18 protein-coding genes are annotated in these 18,530 nt (G+C 36.0%); 13 read left to right on the top strand and 5 right to left on the bottom strand.

What is annotated here, in order from left to right; genetic code table 11:
• Positions 1 to 26: 26 nt before the first annotated feature.
• Positions 27 to 911, bottom strand: coding sequence for a hypothetical protein (locus tag ACXX8U_RS10520; RefSeq protein ID WP_458565801.1), 885 nt, complete (start codon positions 909 to 911; stop codon positions 27 to 29).
• A gap of 220 nt (positions 912 to 1,131) precedes the next feature.
• Between ACXX8U_RS10520 and ACXX8U_RS10515 the strand changes: the two genes are divergently transcribed.
• The 5 genes from ACXX8U_RS10515 (at position 1,132) to dnaG (ending at position 7,282) form a co-directional block, all read left to right on the top strand.
• Positions 1,132 to 2,109, top strand: coding sequence for a polyprenyl synthetase family protein (locus ACXX8U_RS10515; RefSeq protein ID WP_166133294.1), 978 nt, complete (start codon positions 1,132 to 1,134; stop codon positions 2,107 to 2,109).
• Between the two features lie 150 nt (positions 2,110 to 2,259).
• Positions 2,260 to 2,820, top strand: coding sequence for an RNA polymerase sigma factor (locus ACXX8U_RS10510; RefSeq protein WP_236362785.1), 561 nt, complete (start codon positions 2,260 to 2,262; stop codon positions 2,818 to 2,820).
• A complete protein-coding gene (locus ACXX8U_RS10505) occupies positions 2,807 to 3,544 on the top strand; it encodes a hypothetical protein (protein WP_458565800.1) in 738 nt (245 codons plus the stop codon). The genes ACXX8U_RS10510 and ACXX8U_RS10505 overlap by 14 nt, the downstream gene beginning before the upstream one ends.
• A 36-nt stretch (positions 3,545 to 3,580) precedes the next feature.
• Positions 3,581 to 5,161 (top strand): hypothetical protein, encoded by a 1,581-nt coding sequence (locus tag ACXX8U_RS10500; RefSeq protein WP_458565799.1) that lies wholly within the window; start codon positions 3,581 to 3,583, stop codon positions 5,159 to 5,161.
• A gap of 132 nt (positions 5,162 to 5,293) precedes the next feature.
• Entirely contained in the window at positions 5,294 to 7,282 is a 1,989-nt protein-coding gene (dnaG, locus tag ACXX8U_RS10495; RefSeq protein ID WP_458565798.1) for a DNA primase, read from the top strand.
• Here dnaG and ACXX8U_RS10490 read toward each other — a convergent pair.
• Both ACXX8U_RS10490 and nadE read right to left on the bottom strand, forming a co-directional pair.
• A complete protein-coding gene (locus tag ACXX8U_RS10490; protein WP_166133304.1) occupies positions 7,279 to 7,908 on the bottom strand; it encodes a response regulator transcription factor in 630 nt (209 codons plus the stop codon). The two genes, dnaG and ACXX8U_RS10490, sit on opposite strands and share 4 nt — an antisense overlap.
• 97 nt (positions 7,909 to 8,005) lie before the next feature.
• The gene (nadE, locus tag ACXX8U_RS10485; protein ID WP_458565797.1) at positions 8,006 to 8,803 is read right to left on the bottom strand and encodes an NAD(+) synthase; all 798 of its coding nucleotides are present in this window, start codon (positions 8,801 to 8,803) and stop codon (positions 8,006 to 8,008) included.
• A gap of 99 nt (positions 8,804 to 8,902) precedes the next feature.
• On the opposite strand from nadE, the gene gldB reads away from it, so the two are divergent.
• Both gldB and gldC read left to right on the top strand, forming a co-directional pair.
• Positions 8,903 to 9,859, top strand: a complete 957-nt coding sequence (gldB, locus tag ACXX8U_RS10480) for a gliding motility lipoprotein GldB (RefSeq protein WP_458565796.1) — start codon at positions 8,903 to 8,905, stop codon at positions 9,857 to 9,859.
• The gene (gene gldC, locus ACXX8U_RS10475; RefSeq protein ID WP_210787780.1) at positions 9,859 to 10,200 is read left to right on the top strand and encodes a gliding motility protein GldC; all 342 of its coding nucleotides are present in this window, start codon (positions 9,859 to 9,861) and stop codon (positions 10,198 to 10,200) included. The genes gldB and gldC overlap by 1 nt, the downstream gene beginning before the upstream one ends.
• A gap of 61 nt (positions 10,201 to 10,261) precedes the next feature.
• Here gldC and yihA read toward each other — a convergent pair whose 3' ends face one another.
• Both yihA and ACXX8U_RS10465 read right to left on the bottom strand, forming a co-directional pair.
• Positions 10,262 to 10,882, bottom strand: a complete 621-nt coding sequence (yihA, locus tag ACXX8U_RS10470; RefSeq protein ID WP_458565795.1) for a ribosome biogenesis GTP-binding protein YihA/YsxC — start codon at positions 10,880 to 10,882, stop codon at positions 10,262 to 10,264.
• A gap of 29 nt (positions 10,883 to 10,911) precedes the next feature.
• Positions 10,912 to 11,685 carry an alpha/beta fold hydrolase gene (locus ACXX8U_RS10465; protein WP_166133315.1) on the bottom strand — a complete coding sequence of 258 codons (774 nt, stop codon included), beginning with the start codon at positions 11,683 to 11,685 and terminating at the stop codon, positions 10,912 to 10,914.
• 383 nt (positions 11,686 to 12,068) lie between these two features.
• Here ACXX8U_RS10465 and mraZ point away from each other — a divergent pair, with 383 nt between their 5' ends.
• The 6 genes from mraZ (at position 12,069) to mraY (ending at position 18,530) form a co-directional block, all read left to right on the top strand.
• The gene (gene mraZ, locus ACXX8U_RS10460) at positions 12,069 to 12,542 is read left to right on the top strand and encodes a division/cell wall cluster transcriptional repressor MraZ (protein WP_166133317.1); all 474 of its coding nucleotides are present in this window, start codon (positions 12,069 to 12,071) and stop codon (positions 12,540 to 12,542) included.
• On the top strand, positions 12,517 to 13,425 hold the full coding sequence (gene rsmH, locus ACXX8U_RS10455; protein WP_458565794.1) for a 16S rRNA (cytosine(1402)-N(4))-methyltransferase RsmH: 909 nt from the start codon (positions 12,517 to 12,519) through the stop codon (positions 13,423 to 13,425). Before mraZ ends, rsmH begins: the two co-directional genes overlap by 26 nt.
• 11 nt (positions 13,426 to 13,436) lie before the next feature.
• A complete protein-coding gene (locus ACXX8U_RS10450) occupies positions 13,437 to 13,784 on the top strand; it encodes an FtsL-like putative cell division protein (protein ID WP_458565793.1) in 348 nt (115 codons plus the stop codon).
• A complete protein-coding gene (locus ACXX8U_RS10445) occupies positions 13,775 to 15,778 on the top strand; it encodes a PASTA domain-containing penicillin-binding protein (protein WP_458565792.1) in 2,004 nt (667 codons plus the stop codon). The genes ACXX8U_RS10450 and ACXX8U_RS10445 overlap by 10 nt, the downstream gene beginning before the upstream one ends.
• Positions 15,775 to 17,238, top strand: coding sequence for a UDP-N-acetylmuramoyl-L-alanyl-D-glutamate--2,6-diaminopimelate ligase (locus tag ACXX8U_RS10440; RefSeq protein ID WP_458565791.1), 1,464 nt, complete (start codon positions 15,775 to 15,777; stop codon positions 17,236 to 17,238). Before ACXX8U_RS10445 ends, ACXX8U_RS10440 begins: the two co-directional genes overlap by 4 nt.
• 62 nt (positions 17,239 to 17,300) lie before the next feature.
• A complete protein-coding gene (gene mraY, locus ACXX8U_RS10435; protein ID WP_458565790.1) occupies positions 17,301 to 18,530 on the top strand; it encodes a phospho-N-acetylmuramoyl-pentapeptide-transferase in 1,230 nt (409 codons plus the stop codon).

The following is an 18,530-nucleotide window of genomic DNA, read 5'->3' as shown; positions in this document are numbered from 1 at the left end:
TTTTTAGTTTCCGATAGGATTAAAAATTAATTTCCTAACACTATTGGTTTTGCCGTTCCTCCATCAATAGCTAACATTGCAAGATTATCACATTCGCCATTGCCGTATTCAATAATTGCATAGTGAGATTCCTTGCTAATTTTTAGTTTTCCTGAAACAGGAAAAGGCATGGGAGTTTTTTGTAAGCTGCAAGCCGTTTTGTGTATTAATGCAGTTCCCTTTTCAACTAGCCAAGTGTAAATCGATCCATTTGGATGTTTGGTGGTAAACGTTCCATAGGTGGCGAACACGTCGTCAGCAAGATTCAAACGAGTAGGAAAACCTGCAATCATTTCTCTTATTCTCTCTCCTTTACGGCTATAAACACCTTCACTAGTTGTCCATGTCATAGCGTTCATAGAAAATGTGGTTTTTGGATGTAATTCATTCCCCGTTCCAATCATTTCTCTTTTCCAGGTTGATGTTCCCTTTAATTTATTGTCATTGATATAAAAATTATTGAAGGTAACAGTCATTATTTTAGGGAAAGTAATTCCTACTGTACGCGTTAAAATAATTTGGCCTTTAAGTAATTGACCTCTAAACAAACAAGCAGCTGTGTTTGGATTACCAAAAGTGATTGTGATTTTTCTAACGGTAGCTGTAGAGCCCAAATCGCTTACAGTGGCACAAGTAGGCAATATGGAGTGGTAGTTGCCTATTGTTCTTCCTGTTGATGTCCCTTCGGATAATTCATACTGATCGTCAACAATAACAGCAATATCATCTACAGCATTATCCATTTTTTGCGTTGCAGCGACCTCATTAGTGGTTACTATCGTGTCAGCTGCAACCGGTTCGGATTCGTTGGTACAACTATTAAAACTAAGAATGCTAAGTGTCAATCCGAGTATTAAAATTTTTGATTTCATAATGATGGGGTTTTTGGTTTATTTTTATTTGATGCTTATTTGGGAAAAAGGTTTAACATATATGTTAATATTATATTTAAAATTAGTAAATAAAAGTTAAATAATAAATATTTTAGCAATCGTAATTGCTATGAAGTACAGTGTGATGCTTCTTAAATAATACACATACTTATATTTCCGTACAGTTTTTCTGTTTCAAAATTGTATCTTTGAAGGGCAAATGAATATCACTTCACAAATAAAACAGCCCATTTTTGATGAAATGGAACTTTTCGAAAAAAAGTTCTACGAATCGATGTCTTCACAAGTGGCGCTTTTAAACCGCATTACGTATTATATTGTCAATCGCAAAGGGAAGCAAATGCGTCCGATGTTTGTTTTCTTAACGGCAAAAATGTTAGCGTCAGGCCAAGTTAATGAACGTACCTATCGTGGTGCTTGCGTAATTGAGCTTATTCATACTGCTACTTTAGTTCATGACGATGTGGTTGATGATAGTAACAGACGTCGAGGTTTTTTCTCCATTAATGCACTTTGGAAAAATAAAATTGCTGTTTTAGTTGGCGATTATTTGCTCTCTAAAGGTTTGTTGCTCTCTATTGATTACGGCGATTTTGATTTGTTGCGCATTATTTCAGTGGCCGTTCGCGAAATGAGTGAAGGCGAATTGTTGCAAATAGAAAAAGCACGCCGACTTGACATTACCGAAGAGGTTTACTACGAAATTATACGTAAAAAAACAGCAACGCTTATTGCTGCTTGTTGCGCGCTTGGTGCACAATCAGTGATTGAAGATGCCGTGCAAGTTGAAAATATGCGCAAATTTGGCGAACTCATTGGTATGGCATTTCAAATTAAAGACGATTTGTTTGACTATACAGATGAAGCCATCGGAAAACCAACAGGAATTGATATCAAAGAGCAAAAAATGACATTGCCATTGATACACGTTTTGAATACCTGCACTTCAAAAGAAAAAAGTTGGTTGATCAATTCCATCAAAAACCACAATAAAGATAAAAAACGCGTCAAAGAGGTTATTGCTTTTGTAAAAAACAATCAAGGTTTGGCTTACGCCGAAAATAAAATGATGCAATTTCAAGCTGAGGCCTTGAGTTTACTGGCTAATTATCCAGATTCCGATTTCAAAGCAGCCTTGGTTTTGATGGTGAATTATGTAATAGAACGCAAAAAATAGTCCCTTTTTTTTACTTTCAAAATTCCTTTTTTAAATTTTTTTTGAAAAAAATGGGGCTCCCATGCAACCATTTTACAACCACAAGCGTCTATGCTAATAGAAGTCTGTATGAAACGGACTTGAGATAAAAGTAGCGCAAGAACCACGCACATGAAAGTGATACACTTACATCAAGAAGAACGAGAATTAATTCAGTTGGCTGTCGAGCAAAACCGACAAGCACAACAGAAAATTTATTCGCAATTCGCTCCCAAAATGTTAAGCGTATGCAGGCAATACATCAAAGACTTACAGCAAGCCGAAGATGTAATGCTAACCGCTTTCATGAAGGTGTTTACCAATCTTAATCATTTTGAGCACAAAGGAAGTTTTGAAGGTTGGATACGCCGCATCATGGTAAATGAGTGCATTTCATTTTTAAGAGTACATAAAAAAATGAATTATACTGAAGATGAATTTTTTGTTGAAGAATCTCAGGATACAATAACAGATCAATTTTCTGTGGAGCAAATTCAATTTTTAATTGATAATTTACCTGAAGGATACCGAGCTGTTTTTAACTTGTACGCTATCGAAGGCTACAAGCATCATGAAATAGCAAGTCTTTTAGGCATTGCTGAAGGAACTTCAAAATCTCAATTATCGCATGCGCGAAGAATGTTACAAGAACAGGTGCAAACCTTAAAATCATATCAAAATGGAACCGAATAATTTCGAAAAACAAATTAAAGAACGTTTGGATGCTCGCGAAATCCTGCCTTCGGAAATGGCTTGGTCCAAACTAGATGCTATGCTGACTGCAGCTAGCCCAAGTTTAAGTGAGCAGCCAAAACCAAAAAGTAATTTTCCTTGGTTGTACCTAGCGGCAAGTTTTGTGGGCGTTTTATTGCTATCTACTTTGTTTTTTAGGAGTAATAAAAACGATCTAATTCCGTCAAAAACTACTGTAGTTGGTGTTGAAAAGATGACTCCGAATGAAAATGAAAAAGCACAATCAAATTCAATTACTCCAAAAGAACAAATAGTAGTACAAACAGCTTCTGCAAAAGGGATGCAGGCTACAAAACAAAATGTTGGTCTAAAATCTTTATCTATTCAAAATTCGAATAGTGCGCGTAAAAATGAAATTGCTCAAAGCACAACTACGGAGAACAATGTAGTAACGCCAATTACAACAGTTGAAGATGTTCAAAAAAGAACTATTTCATTATCGGCTGCACGCTTACTTGCAGAAGTAACTAATGATAATTTTCAATCTGAGGCTAATTTAAAAAGTAACAATAGTTCTGCAACATCAATTGTGGTGCAACCTGATCAGTTGTTGTCAAAGGCTGAATCAGAATTAAATCAGACCTTCAAAGAGTCGGCTATCAATAAATTCAATAAAAACTTCAACGCCATCAGAACAGTTTTGGTAAACAGAAATTACGAATAAATATCAAAATCAATCATCAATCAAAAAACGAAAATCATGCAAAAAATTATTTTAATTACAGCGATGTTGTTGCTTTCAGTTTTCAATAAAATGAACGCACAAGGAGTAGAAGCCATTAAAAACAGTTCCGATTGGCATTATCGAGGTTCAAAACCGGATAGTTATGTCATGGGGCCAGATGCGACTGATGCAAACGTGTATCAAATTAAATCCAATCATACAAAAATATATGGTTTTGGTACTATCATGAAAACGGTAGCTCCTTCGCCATACGCAGGAAAAACAATTAAAATGACGGCCACTGTAAAAACAGAAAATGTAAAATCATGGGCTGGTTTGTGGATGCGTGTTGATTATTACAATGCTGCAGTTTTAGCTTTTGATAATATGCAAAGACGACCAATAAAAGGTTCGAAAGATTGGGCAAATTACGAAGTGGTTTTGTTTGTCCCTGAAGAGGCTACTGCAATTTCATACGGAGTTTTGTTAAACGAAACGGGTCAGGTGTGGTTCAAAGATGTAGCAGTAACCGTAGTTGACGATGCAACAGCCGAAACAGGTCAAACTAAAGGCAGAAATAATGTTTCTCTTCCATTTGAAACGAGAGCTAAAGCCATAAGTAACGAAATTAAAAGCATTACAAGCACAGAGAAAAAAGCGCTAAAAGAAGCCATTGAAAGTATTGATGCTGATCTTGCAAAAGGATCAATCACAAAAGAGAAAGCTAATGAGTTGAAAATGCAAAAAGCAACGCTTCATGCAAATAATATCGAGTCAAAAGTAGCCGTAGAACAAGCTAAACTTAACAAACTAGTTCAAGATAAAGTAGACGGTAAAGTAGAAGATGCTAAGGAATACAGATCTGGAGGCAGAACAATTGTAATGGGTACTAATTCAAGTCCAATTGGTTCACAAACCGAAATTAACCTCACATCAATGAAGGTCTACAACGGACAAGAGGATAAAGAGGCACGTCAATCTAAAAAAACAACTTCACAATTTGTTTTTGCTACAGGGGTTAACAATGTAGTTACAGATGGAAAAGTTACCAACTCAGATTTCAAATATGTAAGATCTCATTTTTATGAGTGGGGATTGAGTTACAACACACGTTTGTTACAAAACAATAACTTGTTACATGCCAAATACGGCTTGTCAATAATGTACAATAACCTAAGACCCACGAACAATAGAATTTTTGTAGATAACGGACAGCAAACGGATTTGGTTGTAAATCCAAACACTCATGATGATTCACGTTTTCGAAACGTAAACCTGGTAATTCCCATTTATTTAGAATTTGATTTTACAAAACCAACACAGCGAGATGGTAAAACTTATTTCAGAACACATGAAAGTTTCCGCATTGGTCTAGGAGGATATGTTGGTGCCAATTTAAAATCGAAGCAATACATCAATTACGATGAGGCTGGTTATAAAGAAAGAACGGTTACCAAAGGCGATTTCAATACTTCAAATTTTATTTATGGTTTGAGCGCTTACGTTGGGCACAAAGCAACTAGCTTGTATTTGAAATACGATTTAAATCCGTTGTTTAGAAACAATGCAGTGAAACAAAATAATGTATCCTTAGGATTGCGTTTTGATTTTAATTAGAAATTGTTTTAGTTAGTTTCATAATTTGAAAAGCACTTTGTAAAGAAGTGCTTTTTTGTTTTTTTAGACCATGAATAATCCAATTTGATTTGCGTAATTTTACATTTTTCAATCCCTAAATAATTTTTCAACTTGATTTCAAAAGCTACTATTGATACCGTTTTCGAAACTGCTCGTGTAGAGGAGGTTATTGGCGATTTTGTAAATCTCAAAAGAGCAGGAAGTAATTTTAAAGGATTAAGTCCGTTCTCCGAAGAGCGATCTCCTTCTTTTATGGTTTCGCCAGCCAAAGGAATTTGGAAAGATTTTAGTTCTGGAAAAGGAGGGAACTCGGTTGCATTTTTGATGGAACATTCGCATTTTACCTACCCAGAAGCCATTCGATATTTAGCGAAAAAGTACAATATTGAAATTGAAGAAACAGAGCAAACAGATCAAGAAAAAGCAAATACCGATACGCGCGAAAGTATGTATTTGGTGTCAGAATTTGCAAAAACCTATTTTCACAATACACTTTTAAATTCCGAGGAAGGCAAAGCCATTGGCCTTTCTTATTTTAAAGAACGTGGTTTTACAAACGAAACCATCAAAAAGTTCAGTTTAGGTTATTCGCCTGAATCATGGGATGCTTTCACCAAAGAGGCACTCGGAAAAGGATATAAATTAGAATTTTTAGAAGCAACAGGTTTGACTATTCCTCGTGAGGACAAACCTTTTGACCGTTTCAAAGGACGTGTGATGTTCCCCATTGAAAGCATGTCTGGCCGCGTTCTAGGTTTTGGAGGACGAATTTTAACCAACGATAAAAAAGCTGCCAAATACTTGAACTCTCCCGAAAGCGAAATTTACCATAAGAGTAAAGTTTTGTATGGGATTTACCAAGCTAAACAATCTATTGCCAAATTAAATAACTGTTATCTAGTTGAAGGCTATACCGATGTGATTCAGTTCAATCAAGCCGGAATTGAGAACGTAGTAGCTTCCTCCGGGACGGCACTGACGCCGGATCAAATTCGATTGATTAATCGTTTGACCAAAAACGTAACCGTTTTGTTTGATGGTGATGCCGCTGGTTTGCGCGCTTCTGTTCGCGGAATTGATTTGATCTTGGAGGAAGGCATGAACGTAAAAGTATGTGCGTTTCCTGATGGTGAGGATCCAGATAGTTTTGCCAAAAAAACACCTTATGATGATTTAGTTCTTTATTTAGAGGATAATGCCAAAGATTTTATTCAGTTCAAAGCCTCGCTTTTGATGAATGAGGCCAAAAATGATCCAATCAAAAAAGCGGATTTGATTAGAGATATGGTGGGTAGTATCTCAAAAATTCCAGATCGCATTCAGCGTGAAATTTATATTCAGGAATGTTCCCGAATCATGGATATCTCGGAGCAAGTTTTACAAAGTACGCTCGCTCAGCTGATGCAAAAAGATATTGCTGAAATTGGTAAAAAGCAAAAACAAGCTGAAGCTGGAGCTCCAAAAGCATTTGAAGTAGTTAAAAATGATAATCCAATTACTACTGAAAAAGTAGATGTGCTCCACAGATTAGAGCGCAAAATAATTGAAATATTATTGCTCTATGGCAATCATGAGGAAGAGTTTGAAGATGCTTTTCATAGAGCTAACGAAGAAGGTGAAATTGTAATCGTTACAGAGCGTAAGCTTTATAAAGTGTATCAACGCATTTATTTGAGTTTGCAAGAGGATGAGGTCGAATTGGCAAATCCGCTTTTTAGAGGGATTTACAATGATTTAATTGCCTACTATCATCAAAATGAAAGTTTTACAATTGAGCAGTATTTGATGCAGCTACATGCTGATTTTGCCCAAGAAGTAACTGATATCTTGATGGAAGATGAACAATTGGTATTGCACAATTGGGTAGGACAAAATATTTTTCCGAAATCAAAAACCGAAACTATTGCACAAGAGGTTTCAGAGACCATTTTAACCTTGAGATGGTATTTGGTAGGCAGTCTTATCGAAGAATTAAAAAACTCCCTATCATCTGAACCAGGTTCAGACAATACGGAGTCTTTATCTCTTGTGATGGATTATAATATTTTAATCCATTCTTTTTCGAAAAAATTAGGTAGAGTAATGTCTCGCTATTACTAAACGATCTCTAACTTTTTAGCTTTGTCAACTAAGTCAACTAAGTTGGTTACGTTCAGTTTAGTTAACAAACGCAATTTGTAAGTACTGATTGTTTTTTCGTTTAAGTTCAAGATTTCGGCAATTTCGTGGTTTTTTTTGCCTCCGCTTAAATAACGTAAAACTTCAACTTCTCTGTTAGAAAGTTTTCTGTACAAACGCTCGCTCTTACTTTGCTTAGCAATTAAGGCTAAGTTTTTCTTAACAGTTTCGTTCATAATGATTTTTCCTTGTTGTACTTTAACAATAGAAATACCAAGAGTTTCTAACTTTTCAGACTTGTGAACAAAACCAGAAACACCCGCTTTAATTGCATTTGGTGCGTAGATTTGTTCAGAAAGTCCACTGTAGATAATAATTTTAGTTTTTGGAAAGTTTTTCAAAAGTGCTTTCACTTCAAAAATACTAGAAAGGCCTTCTAGCTCTAAATCTAAAACTAATACATCAATTTCCTTCGTCTGAAGAATATCCCTTACCATCATAAAATTGCCTACGTTAGCAGCAATCGAGATGTCAGCATTATCTTTAAAGTAAGATTTTACTCCAAAATGCACAACAGGGAAGTTGTCGGCGATACATACTTTAATCATAATAAAAATTTTTTAGAATTGTTTGTAATTGGAGCTGTAAAATTAATAAATAAATTCTGTAAATATTTGTAAATCAACAGAAAATATTTTTTTTTAATTAAATTTTAAGAAAACACACCGGAATTGGGTCCATTTTATGGCGATTTGCATTGTTCAAACGGGTGTAAATTTCAAAAACAATACGCTGCCTTCCTTCAAAATCAGAAGCATTTTGTCCTGCCTCTGATGCTAACATCGCCCATTCAAGTTCATCGTAGGTTGCACCAAGTTGGTCCTCGTCAGTGCGGTCGTCCCCAAATAGTCCGTCTGTAGGTGCTGCGGTCAAAATTGAATTTGGAATTTTTAAATAAGTTCCTAAAGCATAGACCTCAGATTTCATTAAATCAGCAATCGGACTCAAATCGACACCACCATCTCCGTATTTGGTATAAAAGCCCACTCCAAAATCTTCAACCTTATTTCCAGTTCCAGCAACTAGCAATCCGTGAATACCTGCTAGGTAGTATAAGGTAGTCATTCGTAATCGAGCACGGCTATTAGCCAAGCTCAAATTCAGTTTGGCAGTATCAGAACTTGTTGGTACTGCACTTTTAAAAGTCTCAAAAACAGGTGTCAAATCTACGCGATCGCTACTCACATTTGGGAATCGCTCTTTCAACTGTTCAATATGTTCTTGTGCACGAGATACGTGACTTGCTGCTTGGTGAATAGGCATTTCGACGCACAAAACCTGCAAGCCTGTTTGTGCACACAAAGTAGAGGTTACGGCCGAATCAACTCCTCCTGAAATACCAACAACAAATCCATTTACTTTCGCGTTTTGAGCATACGTTTTTAGCCAATTAACAATTTGCTCGTTTACATTCTCTACGTTGATAGTTCTTTTTTTAGTCATAATAATTACGTTTTAAAAAGCAGGAATGTATATTTGCAAAAGCAATTTGTAATGCTCTCCTTTTTCAGGATTCCTTACTAACAAATTTAAAAAATTAATATGAAAAAATACCTGTTTCTTGTAGTCTTTTGTTTCTTTATTGCATCTTGTGATAAGAAATCTAAGGTTGAGAAAGAAGTTGAAGCAATCCCTGTCGAAATGAAGGTGGAACGTTTTGATCAATTGTTTTTTGAAACAAAACCAGAAGATCTTCAAAAAATCAAAAAGCGTTATCCTTACTTTTTTCCGCAAGGAACTCCTGATGCGGTTTGGATAGAAAAAATGCAAAACCCGTTGTGGCGCGAATTGTACACCGAAGTACAAAAAAAATACAGCAATATCGATTCTGTAAAGCAAGAGTTGACCGAAGTTTTTAAACATGCAAAATATTATTTCCCAGAGGTAAAAACGCCAAAGTTAGTCACCATAATTGCTGAAATGGATTATAACAGCAAAGCTATTTATGCAGACAGTTTGGTCATTGTTTCACTAGAATTGTATTTGGGAAAAGGGCATAAGTTTTATCAGTTTCCGAAGTATATAAAACAAAATTTCGAATCCAAACAAATCGCACCGGATGTAGTTAGCAGTTTTGCTAATAGCAAAATGCAATTGCCACTCGAAAAATATTTTATGAGTCAGATGATTTATCAAGGGAAACAACTTTATATGAAAGATTTGTTGTTGCCTGATTACTCAGATGCTGACAAGATGGGATATACTCCAGAGCAAATTAAATGGTGTGAAGAGAATGAAAACTACATTTGGCGTTACTTTCTTGAAAAAGAAATGCTGTATAGCACCGACCAAAAATTAGCGCCACGATTTATTAATCCGGCGCCTTTTTCTAAATTTTATCTTGAAATTGATAACGACTCACCAGGTCAAGTTGGTGCCTGGATTGGATGGCAAATTGTACGAGCGTATGCGAAAAATAGCGAAGTACCTTTGTCAGAATTATTAAAAACCAACGCTAAAGAAATATTTGTTCAATCAAAATACAAACCTAAAAAATAATGGCTAATACCAACACCTCCGAAATTAAGTTTCAAATCGAACTTGATGAAAATAGAGTACCTGAAAAATTAACTTGGTCTGCTGCTGATGGTGGCGTAGAACAAGAAGATACCAAAGCCATCATGCTTTCTATATGGGATAGTAAGGCGAAAGAAAGCATGCGTATTGATTTATGGACAAAAGACATGCCTGTTGATGAGATGAAAATTTTCTTTCATCAAACTTTAGTGGCAATGGCTGATACTTTTAAACGCGCTACAAACGATGAGAAAATGGCTGACACCATGAAAGATTTCTGTGATTATTTTGCCGAGAAGTTAGAGCTTGTAAGCGGGAAATAAACATCAAAAAAAAAATCCAAATTCGAAAACTGAATTTGGATTTTTTATTTTATACCAGTTTTTAAAACTGACTATTGTTTTTAAAAACTTCTTGATTTACTTCATCAATATAACTGAGTAATTCTTCTTTTCCGATGCCTTCGGTGGCCGAGGTTACAAAGTATTGAGGCATTTCGGCCCAATTATTAGCAAACATTTTCTTTTTGTATGCCGCAATATGCGAGTCAATTTTCACCTTACTAATTTTATCAGCTTTGGTAAAAATGATGCAAAACGGAATTTCACTTTCTCCCATGTACGACATGAATTCCACATCAATAGTTTGCGCTTCGTGACGAATATCGATCAATACAAATGCACATACCAATTGCTCTCTAGTTTCAAAATAATCTGTGATGAATTCCTGAAAAATAGATTTTGTTTTCTTAGATACTTTGGCGTAGCCGTAACCAGGTAAATCAACCAAGAACCAATTGTTGTTGATTAAAAAGTGATTGATTAATTGTGTTTTACCAGGTCGGCCAGAAGTTTTTGCTAACTTTTTGTGATTGGTAATCATGTTAATCAACGAAGATTTCCCCACGTTAGAACGACCAATAAAGGCATATTCTGGTAAAAAGTCCTTCGGGCACTTTGATACATCAGAGTTACTAATTATAAATTCGGCGGTATTGATTTTCATATTAGATTGGGAATGTGACTCTGCTGAGATTAATGTATTGCTAAATGAGTGTGCGTAAGCCATTCCTCTAACAGCCTATTGAATTCTTCCGGATGCTCCATCATAGCGGCATGACCGCATTTATCAATCCAATACAAAGTTGAGTTTGGTAATAGTTTATTAAATTCTTCAGCAACATCTGGTGGCGTAACTTTATCATTTTTACCCCAAATAATACAAGTTTGCACGTGCATTTTTGGTAGGTCTTTGGCCATGTTATGACGGATTGCACTTTTGGCAATAGTCAAAGTTTTAATTAATTTGATTCTGTCATTTACTGATTCGTACACTTCATCAATCAACTCTTTTGTGGCAACTTTAGGATCGTAAAATACGTCTTCGGCTTTTTTCTTGATGTATTCGTAATCACCTCTTTTTGGGTAACTGTCGCCCATAGCGCTTTCGTATAATCCAGAACTTCCTGTGATTACTAGTCCTGCTACTTTTTCAGGATACATTTTAGTATGGTACAACGCAATATGTCCTCCTAATGAATTGCCTAATAAAATAACGCGTTCTAATCCTTTGTAGGTAATAAAATCTTTAACGTATTTAGCAAAGCTTTTTACGTTGGTTTTTAAAATATTCTGGGTATAAATTGGCAAATCAGGAATGATGATTCTGTATCCTTTTGAGGAAAAGTGATTGGCAACGGCATCAAAGTTGCTTAGTCCGCCCATCAAGCCATGTAAAATGACAATGGGAGTTCCTTCACCTGCTTCATAATAGCTGTATTTACCTTCTTTTTTATAATGTTTTTCCATTTTTTTTGAATGCCTATTTTCAATTTCGACAAATATAGGATTTAATAAACAAAAATGAATTTTTCGGGTGTTTTTTAATTCTAAAATTATCATTAAACCTTGAGTAAGACACCTATTTTTTATTATCAAATGCAGTATCCTAAGTGCTCATTTTATCGATAAATTCCATCTAAATACCGATAAACTACACAATGTGATTTGGCTATGTTTAAACTAGGTTAAGGTTTCCTGCATTTTCCTTTTTTAAAGGCTAATGTGTTGACAGTCTATAAACTACCAATTTAGGGAGGAAAGTGGTTAAACTTATTAACAAAGTGGTATTAAGTGGTAAATAGTGGTAATATTTTTTATATTTTTGCTCTATATCAATAAACACTTTTTGTTTGAACACAATTGTCGGAACATACGAATGTAAAGTCGATGCTAAAGGAAGGCTGCTCATGCCGGCGCCTCTCAAAAAGCAGTTGGCCTCTTCTCTTCAAAACGGATTTGTTTTGAAGCGTTCGGTGTTTCAGCCTTGTTTGGAGCTGTATCCGATGCAAGAATGGGACGCGATGATGGCAAAAATTAACAAGTTGAATCGATTTGTTAAAAAGAATAACGATTTCATCCGTCGTTTTACAGCAGGTGTAAAAGTGGTTGAGATTGATGCTTTAGGAAGAGTCTTGGTACCAAAGGATTTAGTTTCTTTTGCCAGTATTTCAAAAGATGTAGTGTTTTCTTCTGCAGTGAACATTGTAGAGATTTGGGATAAAGATTTATACGAAAAATCAATAAGTGGTGAAGATATGGATTTTGCTGATCTAGCCGAAGAAGTAATGGGGAATTTAAATGACGACGACAATGGAATATCATAATCCAGTTTTGCTTCACGAATCAGTTGATGGTTTGAATATTAAACCTGATGGAGTGTATGTAGATGTAACTTTTGGTGGCGGTGGTCACTCCAAAGAAATATTAAAAAGATTAGGTCCAAACGGTAAATTGTTTGCCTTTGACCAAGATGAAGACGCGTTGGCTAATGCATTAAATGACGATCGCTTTGCCTTAATAAATGAGAATTTCAGATTTATCAAGCGCTTTTTACGATTTTATGGTGTTAAAAGTGTAGATGGAATTTTGGGCGACCTTGGAGTTTCTTCGCATCAGTTTGATGTGCCGGAACGCGGTTTTTCCACTCGATTTGATGCAGGTTTAGACATGCGTATGAGTCAAAAAAACGATCTAAACGCATACAAGGTTGTAAATGAATACGAAGAAGCGGAATTAAAAAGAGTGTTTTTGGATTACGGGGAATTGAAAAATGCGCCTGCTCTTGCCAGAACAATTGTGGAGGAACGCGAGCGATATCCTATAAAAACTACCGACGAATTAAAAGAAGTTTTAGCTCGTTTTTTACCAGATCGTGTAAAGAATAAAATTTTGGCGCAAATATATCAAGCCATTCGTATTGAGGTAAATCAAGAAATGGATGTTTTAAAAGAATTCTTAGAGCAGTCATTAGAAATATTAAGTCCTGAAGGCCGCTTAAGTATTATATCGTATCACTCTCTTGAGGATCGATTGGTGAAGCGCTTTATGAAAAACGGACTTTTTGACGGAGAACCAGAACGCGATTTCTTTGGTAATTTTTCTGTTCCTTTCAAAAGTGTAGGCAAATTAATTGTTCCAAACAACGAGCAAATTAAGGAGAATAATAGAGCAAGAAGTGCAAAACTGCGCATAGCAGAAAAAAAATAAATGCATTACTGATGAAAAACGGAGTTTATAATATTTTAAAAGCCCGATTTCTAGTTGACGATGATGCGTTCAAAAACTGGAGATTTATTGTCTTTATAATAATACTGGCGATAATCATGATTGCCAATACGCAGCGTTACGAGCAAAAAGTGTTTAAAATTGTAGCATTAACCAATGAAGTCAAGGAGTTACGATCAGAGTTTGTAGATCGCCGTTCAGAGTTAATGAAATTAAAAATGGAATCGACCGTATCGAAAAAAATGGAGGAAAAACAAATTTTTCCAGCAACAGTTCCTCCAATTAAAATTAAAGTAGTTAAAAAAGAAGAGAAAAACTTTTTTCAAAAAATATGGCAGTAGACGATAAAAATATTTCCTACCGAGTTTACCTAGTTGCAGGCTTCATCTTTTTGATGGCCATTGCTATTGTGGTAAAGTTGACCAACATTCAGTGGGTCGAAGGAGCATATTATCGTCAGCTTGCAAAAGAAAGAACGGTTAGGAATTTTGTTATTCCGGCCAACAAAGGCAATATCTACTCTGCAGATGGTAGTTTATTGGCAACATCTATACCTAATTATGAAATTCGTTTTGATGCTTTGGCTCCAAAAAGCGAAACTTTTGAGAAAAATGTAAAGGCATTATCAGACTCGCTAGTTACTGTTTTAGGTAAAACGGCTTATTTCTACGAGAATGAACTACGCAAAGCCAGAGCCAACAAAAACAGGTATTTTTTAATTGGTCGAAAATTAAGTTATACGCAATATTTTAAAATTAAAGGTTTCCCACTTTTTAATTTAGGAGCTTACAAAGGTGGAATTATCGTTGAGCAAGAAACAGTTCGCGAGCATCCAATTGGTAAAATAGCCGAAAGAACTGTGGGTTACGAACGTACCGAAAATGGCGTTTCAGTTGATGGTAAAGGAATTGAATGGGCTTTTAGAGACTATTTAAACGGTAAAGACGGAAAAATTTTAAAGCAAAAAATTGCCAAAGGCCAATGGAAACCAATTCGTGATGTAAATGAGGTAGATCCTCAAGACGGATATGATGTGATTTCAACAATTGATGTGTACATACAAGATATTGCGCATCATGCTTTGCTAAAACAATTGGAAGCCTATGAGGCAGATCACGGATCAGTAGTAGTGATGGAGACAAAAACAGGTCATGTGAAAGCAATTTCAAACTTAGGACGCGCCAATGACGGGACTTATTATGAAACCACTAATTATGCTGTTGCAGAATCTCACGAGCCAGGTTCTACCTACAAGCTAGCCGATTTAATGGCGCTTTTTGAAGATAAAAAAGCTGATACGAGTACTGTTTTTGATAGCAAAGGCGGAGAGGTTACGTATTTCGGTCGCAAAGTTCGCGACTCTCATAAAGGAGGTTATGGCAAAATTTCATTAGGACGTGGTTTTGAGGTTTCTTCGAACACGGTTTTAGTTCAAGCGGTTTACAATGCTTACAAAGACAATCCGTCACAATTTGTAAATCACCTTAATAATTTTGGTTTAAATAAAACTTTGGGACTTTCTATAAAAGGAGAGGGAATTCCTTACGTGCCGCAACCTACCGATAAAAATTGGTCAAGAGTTTCTTTGCCTTGGATGGCTTTCGGATATGGCGTGCACATTACACCTATGCAAACCTTAGCTTTTTATAATGCTGTTGCTAATGATGGTGAAATGGTGAAGCCACAGTTTGTTTCTGAAATTAAGGAGTGGAATAAAACCATTAAAAAATACGATAAAGAAGTCCTTAACCCGAGAATTTGTTCGAAGGAAACCATTGTAAAACTGAAAGCAGTCTTAACCAATGTGGTTAAAAAAGGAACAGGAGAAAAATTGTATTCGAAAGAGTTTTCGATGGCAGGAAAAACAGGAACCGCTCAGGTTAATTACGGTAAAGCAGGTCGAACAGGAATGTATTATGCTTCGTCGTTCGTGGGGTATTTTCCAGCTGAAAATCCAAAATACTCTTGTATCGTAGTAGTTCACAAGCCTAACACAGCACTGAATAATTTTTATGGAGCAGATGTAGCAGGCCCTGTTTTTAAACGAATTGCACAAAAGATATTTACTGATGCGCCCTCAACAAACGCAATAAGAAATATTGATCGAAAGATCAAAAAACAAGAAACACATTATGCTTCTTTTTATTCAAAAGTGCAAAAGAAAGCCAATGTTATGCCAAACCTCAAAGGAATGTCTGGCATGGATGCCGTAGCATTAGTCGGCAATCTTGGGCTGAAAGTGAAGGTGATTGGCGTTGGTAAAGTTAAAAAACAATCGTTGCAAGCAGGAGATGCATTGGTTAAAAACGCAACGGTATTATTAGAATTATCATGAAAGTATTGCAAGACATATTACATAAAGTAGCCATTGAATCTATTCAAGGGGCAACTACTGTAACTATCAATAAAATTGATTTTGATTCCCGAAATATTGGAGCAAATGATGTTTTTGTGGCTATCAAAGGAACAATTTCTGATGGGCATGATTTTATTAGCACTGCCATTTCGAAGGGCGCAGTAACTGTTGTCTGTGAGCAGTTACCAACGGTTTTGGAGTCGAATGTGACTTATATCCGTGTGGCTGACGCGAACGCTGCTTTAGCTTTTATGGCAGCCAATTATTACCAAAATCCATCAAGTGAATTGAAATTGGTTGGGATTACGGGTACAAATGGTAAAACGACTATCGCTTCTTTACTATATCAATTGTTTAAAAAAGCGGGTTTTAAAGTTGGTTTGCTTTCTACCGTTAAAATTTTAGTTGATGATGTTGAGTATAAAGCAACGCATACTACTCCGGATTCGTTGACTATCAATCGTTACTTACGTGAAATGGTCGATGCCGGTGTAACTTACTGTTTTATGGAAGTTAGTTCGCACGGTATTCATCAAAAAAGAACCGAATCTCTGCAGTTTGTGGGTGGGATTTTTACCAATTTGTCGCACGATCATTTGGATTATCACGCAACGTTTGCAGAATACAGAGATGTCAAGAAAGCATTTTTTGATGGTTTGTCAAAAAGTAGTTTTGCACTCGTGAACGCCGATGACAAAAACGGAATGGTGATGATGCAAAATACGGCAGCTAAAAAATGTACGTATGCTTTAAAATCGTATGCCGATTACAGAGCGCAAATTCTAGAGAATCAATTAGCAGGTTTACTGCTTAAGATCAATGGAAATGAAGTTTGGGTGAAGTTAATAGGAACCTTCAACGCTTATAATTTATTAGCTATTTATGGCGCTGCACTAGAATTGGGCTTAGAGAGCTTAGAGGTTTTAAGGTTGTTGTCAAATTTAGAAAGTGTTTCAGGTCGCTTTCAGTTCATCGTTTCGAAAGAGAACATTACTGCTATTGTGGATTATGCCCATACACCCGATGCTCTTGAGAATGTTTTGAAAACCATAACCGATATCCGCACCAAGAACGAGCAATTGATTACGGTAGTTGGTTGTGGAGGAAATAGAGACAAAGCTAAGAGACCTATTATGGCAGCTTTGGCAACTACTTGGAGTGACAAAGCCATTTTTACGGCTGATAATCCGCGTAACGAAGATCCAGAAATCATCATCAAAGAGATGGAGGAAGGTGTGCCTGCGCAGGATTTCAAAAAAATGGTTTCAATCACAGATAGACGCCAAGCTATAAAAACCGCGTGTCAATTGGCGCAGTCCAACGATATCATTTTAATTGCTGGAAAAGGGCATGAGTCGTATCAAGAAGTAAACGGTGTTCGTCATCATTTTGATGACATGGAAACGGTAAAAGAGTTATTACAATTATTAGAAAAATAAAATCAAGTTCAAGTTTGCTTTGCATCGTAAATCAAACCGAATCATAAAATAAACAACGAATTATGCTATACTACTTATTCGAATATTTAGACAAAGTAATGGATGTGCCGGGCACAGGAGTTTTTCAGTACATTACTTTCCGTTCTGCCTTGGCTTTAATGCTTTCGTTATTATTGTCTACCATTTATGGTAAAAGAATTATTCGTTTTTTACAAAGACAGCAAGTAGGTGAAACAGTTCGCGAGCTGGGTTTAGCAGGTCAAAATGAAAAAGCAGGTACACCAACCATGGGTGGATTGATCATTATTTTTGCCACATTACTACCCGTTCTTTTGTTTGCTAAACTGCATAATATTTACATCGTTTTGTTGATTGTTACCACTCTGTGGATGGGAACTATTGGTTTTATTGACGATTATATCAAAATCTTTAAAAAAGACAAACAAGGTCTAAAAGGAATTTTTAAAGTAATTGGTCAAGTAGGATTAGGATTGATAGTAGGTACAGTTTTGTACTTTCATGCGGGAGTTACCGTTCGTACAGATACTTCAACATCGGATATTTTTAAAGCGCCAAATAGCACAGTAATAACTCCAGCTCCTATCGAAGAAAAGTCTACAGCTACTACAATTCCGTTTTTCAAAAACAACGAATTCGATTATGCTGAGGTTTTAGCTTGGACGGGTGATGGTTATGAAAAATGGGCTTGGTTGGTTTTTATTCCAGTTGTTATTTTTATTATTACAGCGGTTTCAAATGGAGCCAATTTAACAGATGGTATTGATGGTTTGGCCGCAGGGACATCGGCAATTAGTGTCCTAGCACTCGGTATTTTTACTTTTGTTTCTGGAAATATAATCTTCTCGAACTACCTCAATATTATGTACATCCCCAATTCGGGTGAAATGACTGTATTTATAGCCGCATTTGTTGGGTCGTTAATTGGATTTTTATGGTACAATTCTTATCCTGCATCGGTTTTTATGGGCGATACAGGAAGCTTAACCATAGGGGGAATTATCGCTGTACTAGCAATTGCAGTGCGTAAGGAAATGTTGATTCCTTTATTATGCGGAATTTTTCTAGTCGAAAATTTTTCTGTAGTGCTGCAAGTGAGCTACTTTAAATATACTAGAAAACGTTTTGGCGAAGGCCGAAGAATTTTTCTGATGTCGCCTTTACATCATCACTATCAAAAGAAAGGTTACCACGAAAGCAAAATTGTAACTCGTTTTTGGATTGTAGCCATCATGTTAGCCATTTTGTCTATCGTTACATTAAAATTAAGATAG

It is taken from the genome of Flavobacterium sp. GNP001 (assembly GCF_054343775.1).
Note: the sequence above shows the minus strand (reverse complement) of the source record. Positions and strands in the feature narration are given on the sequence as shown.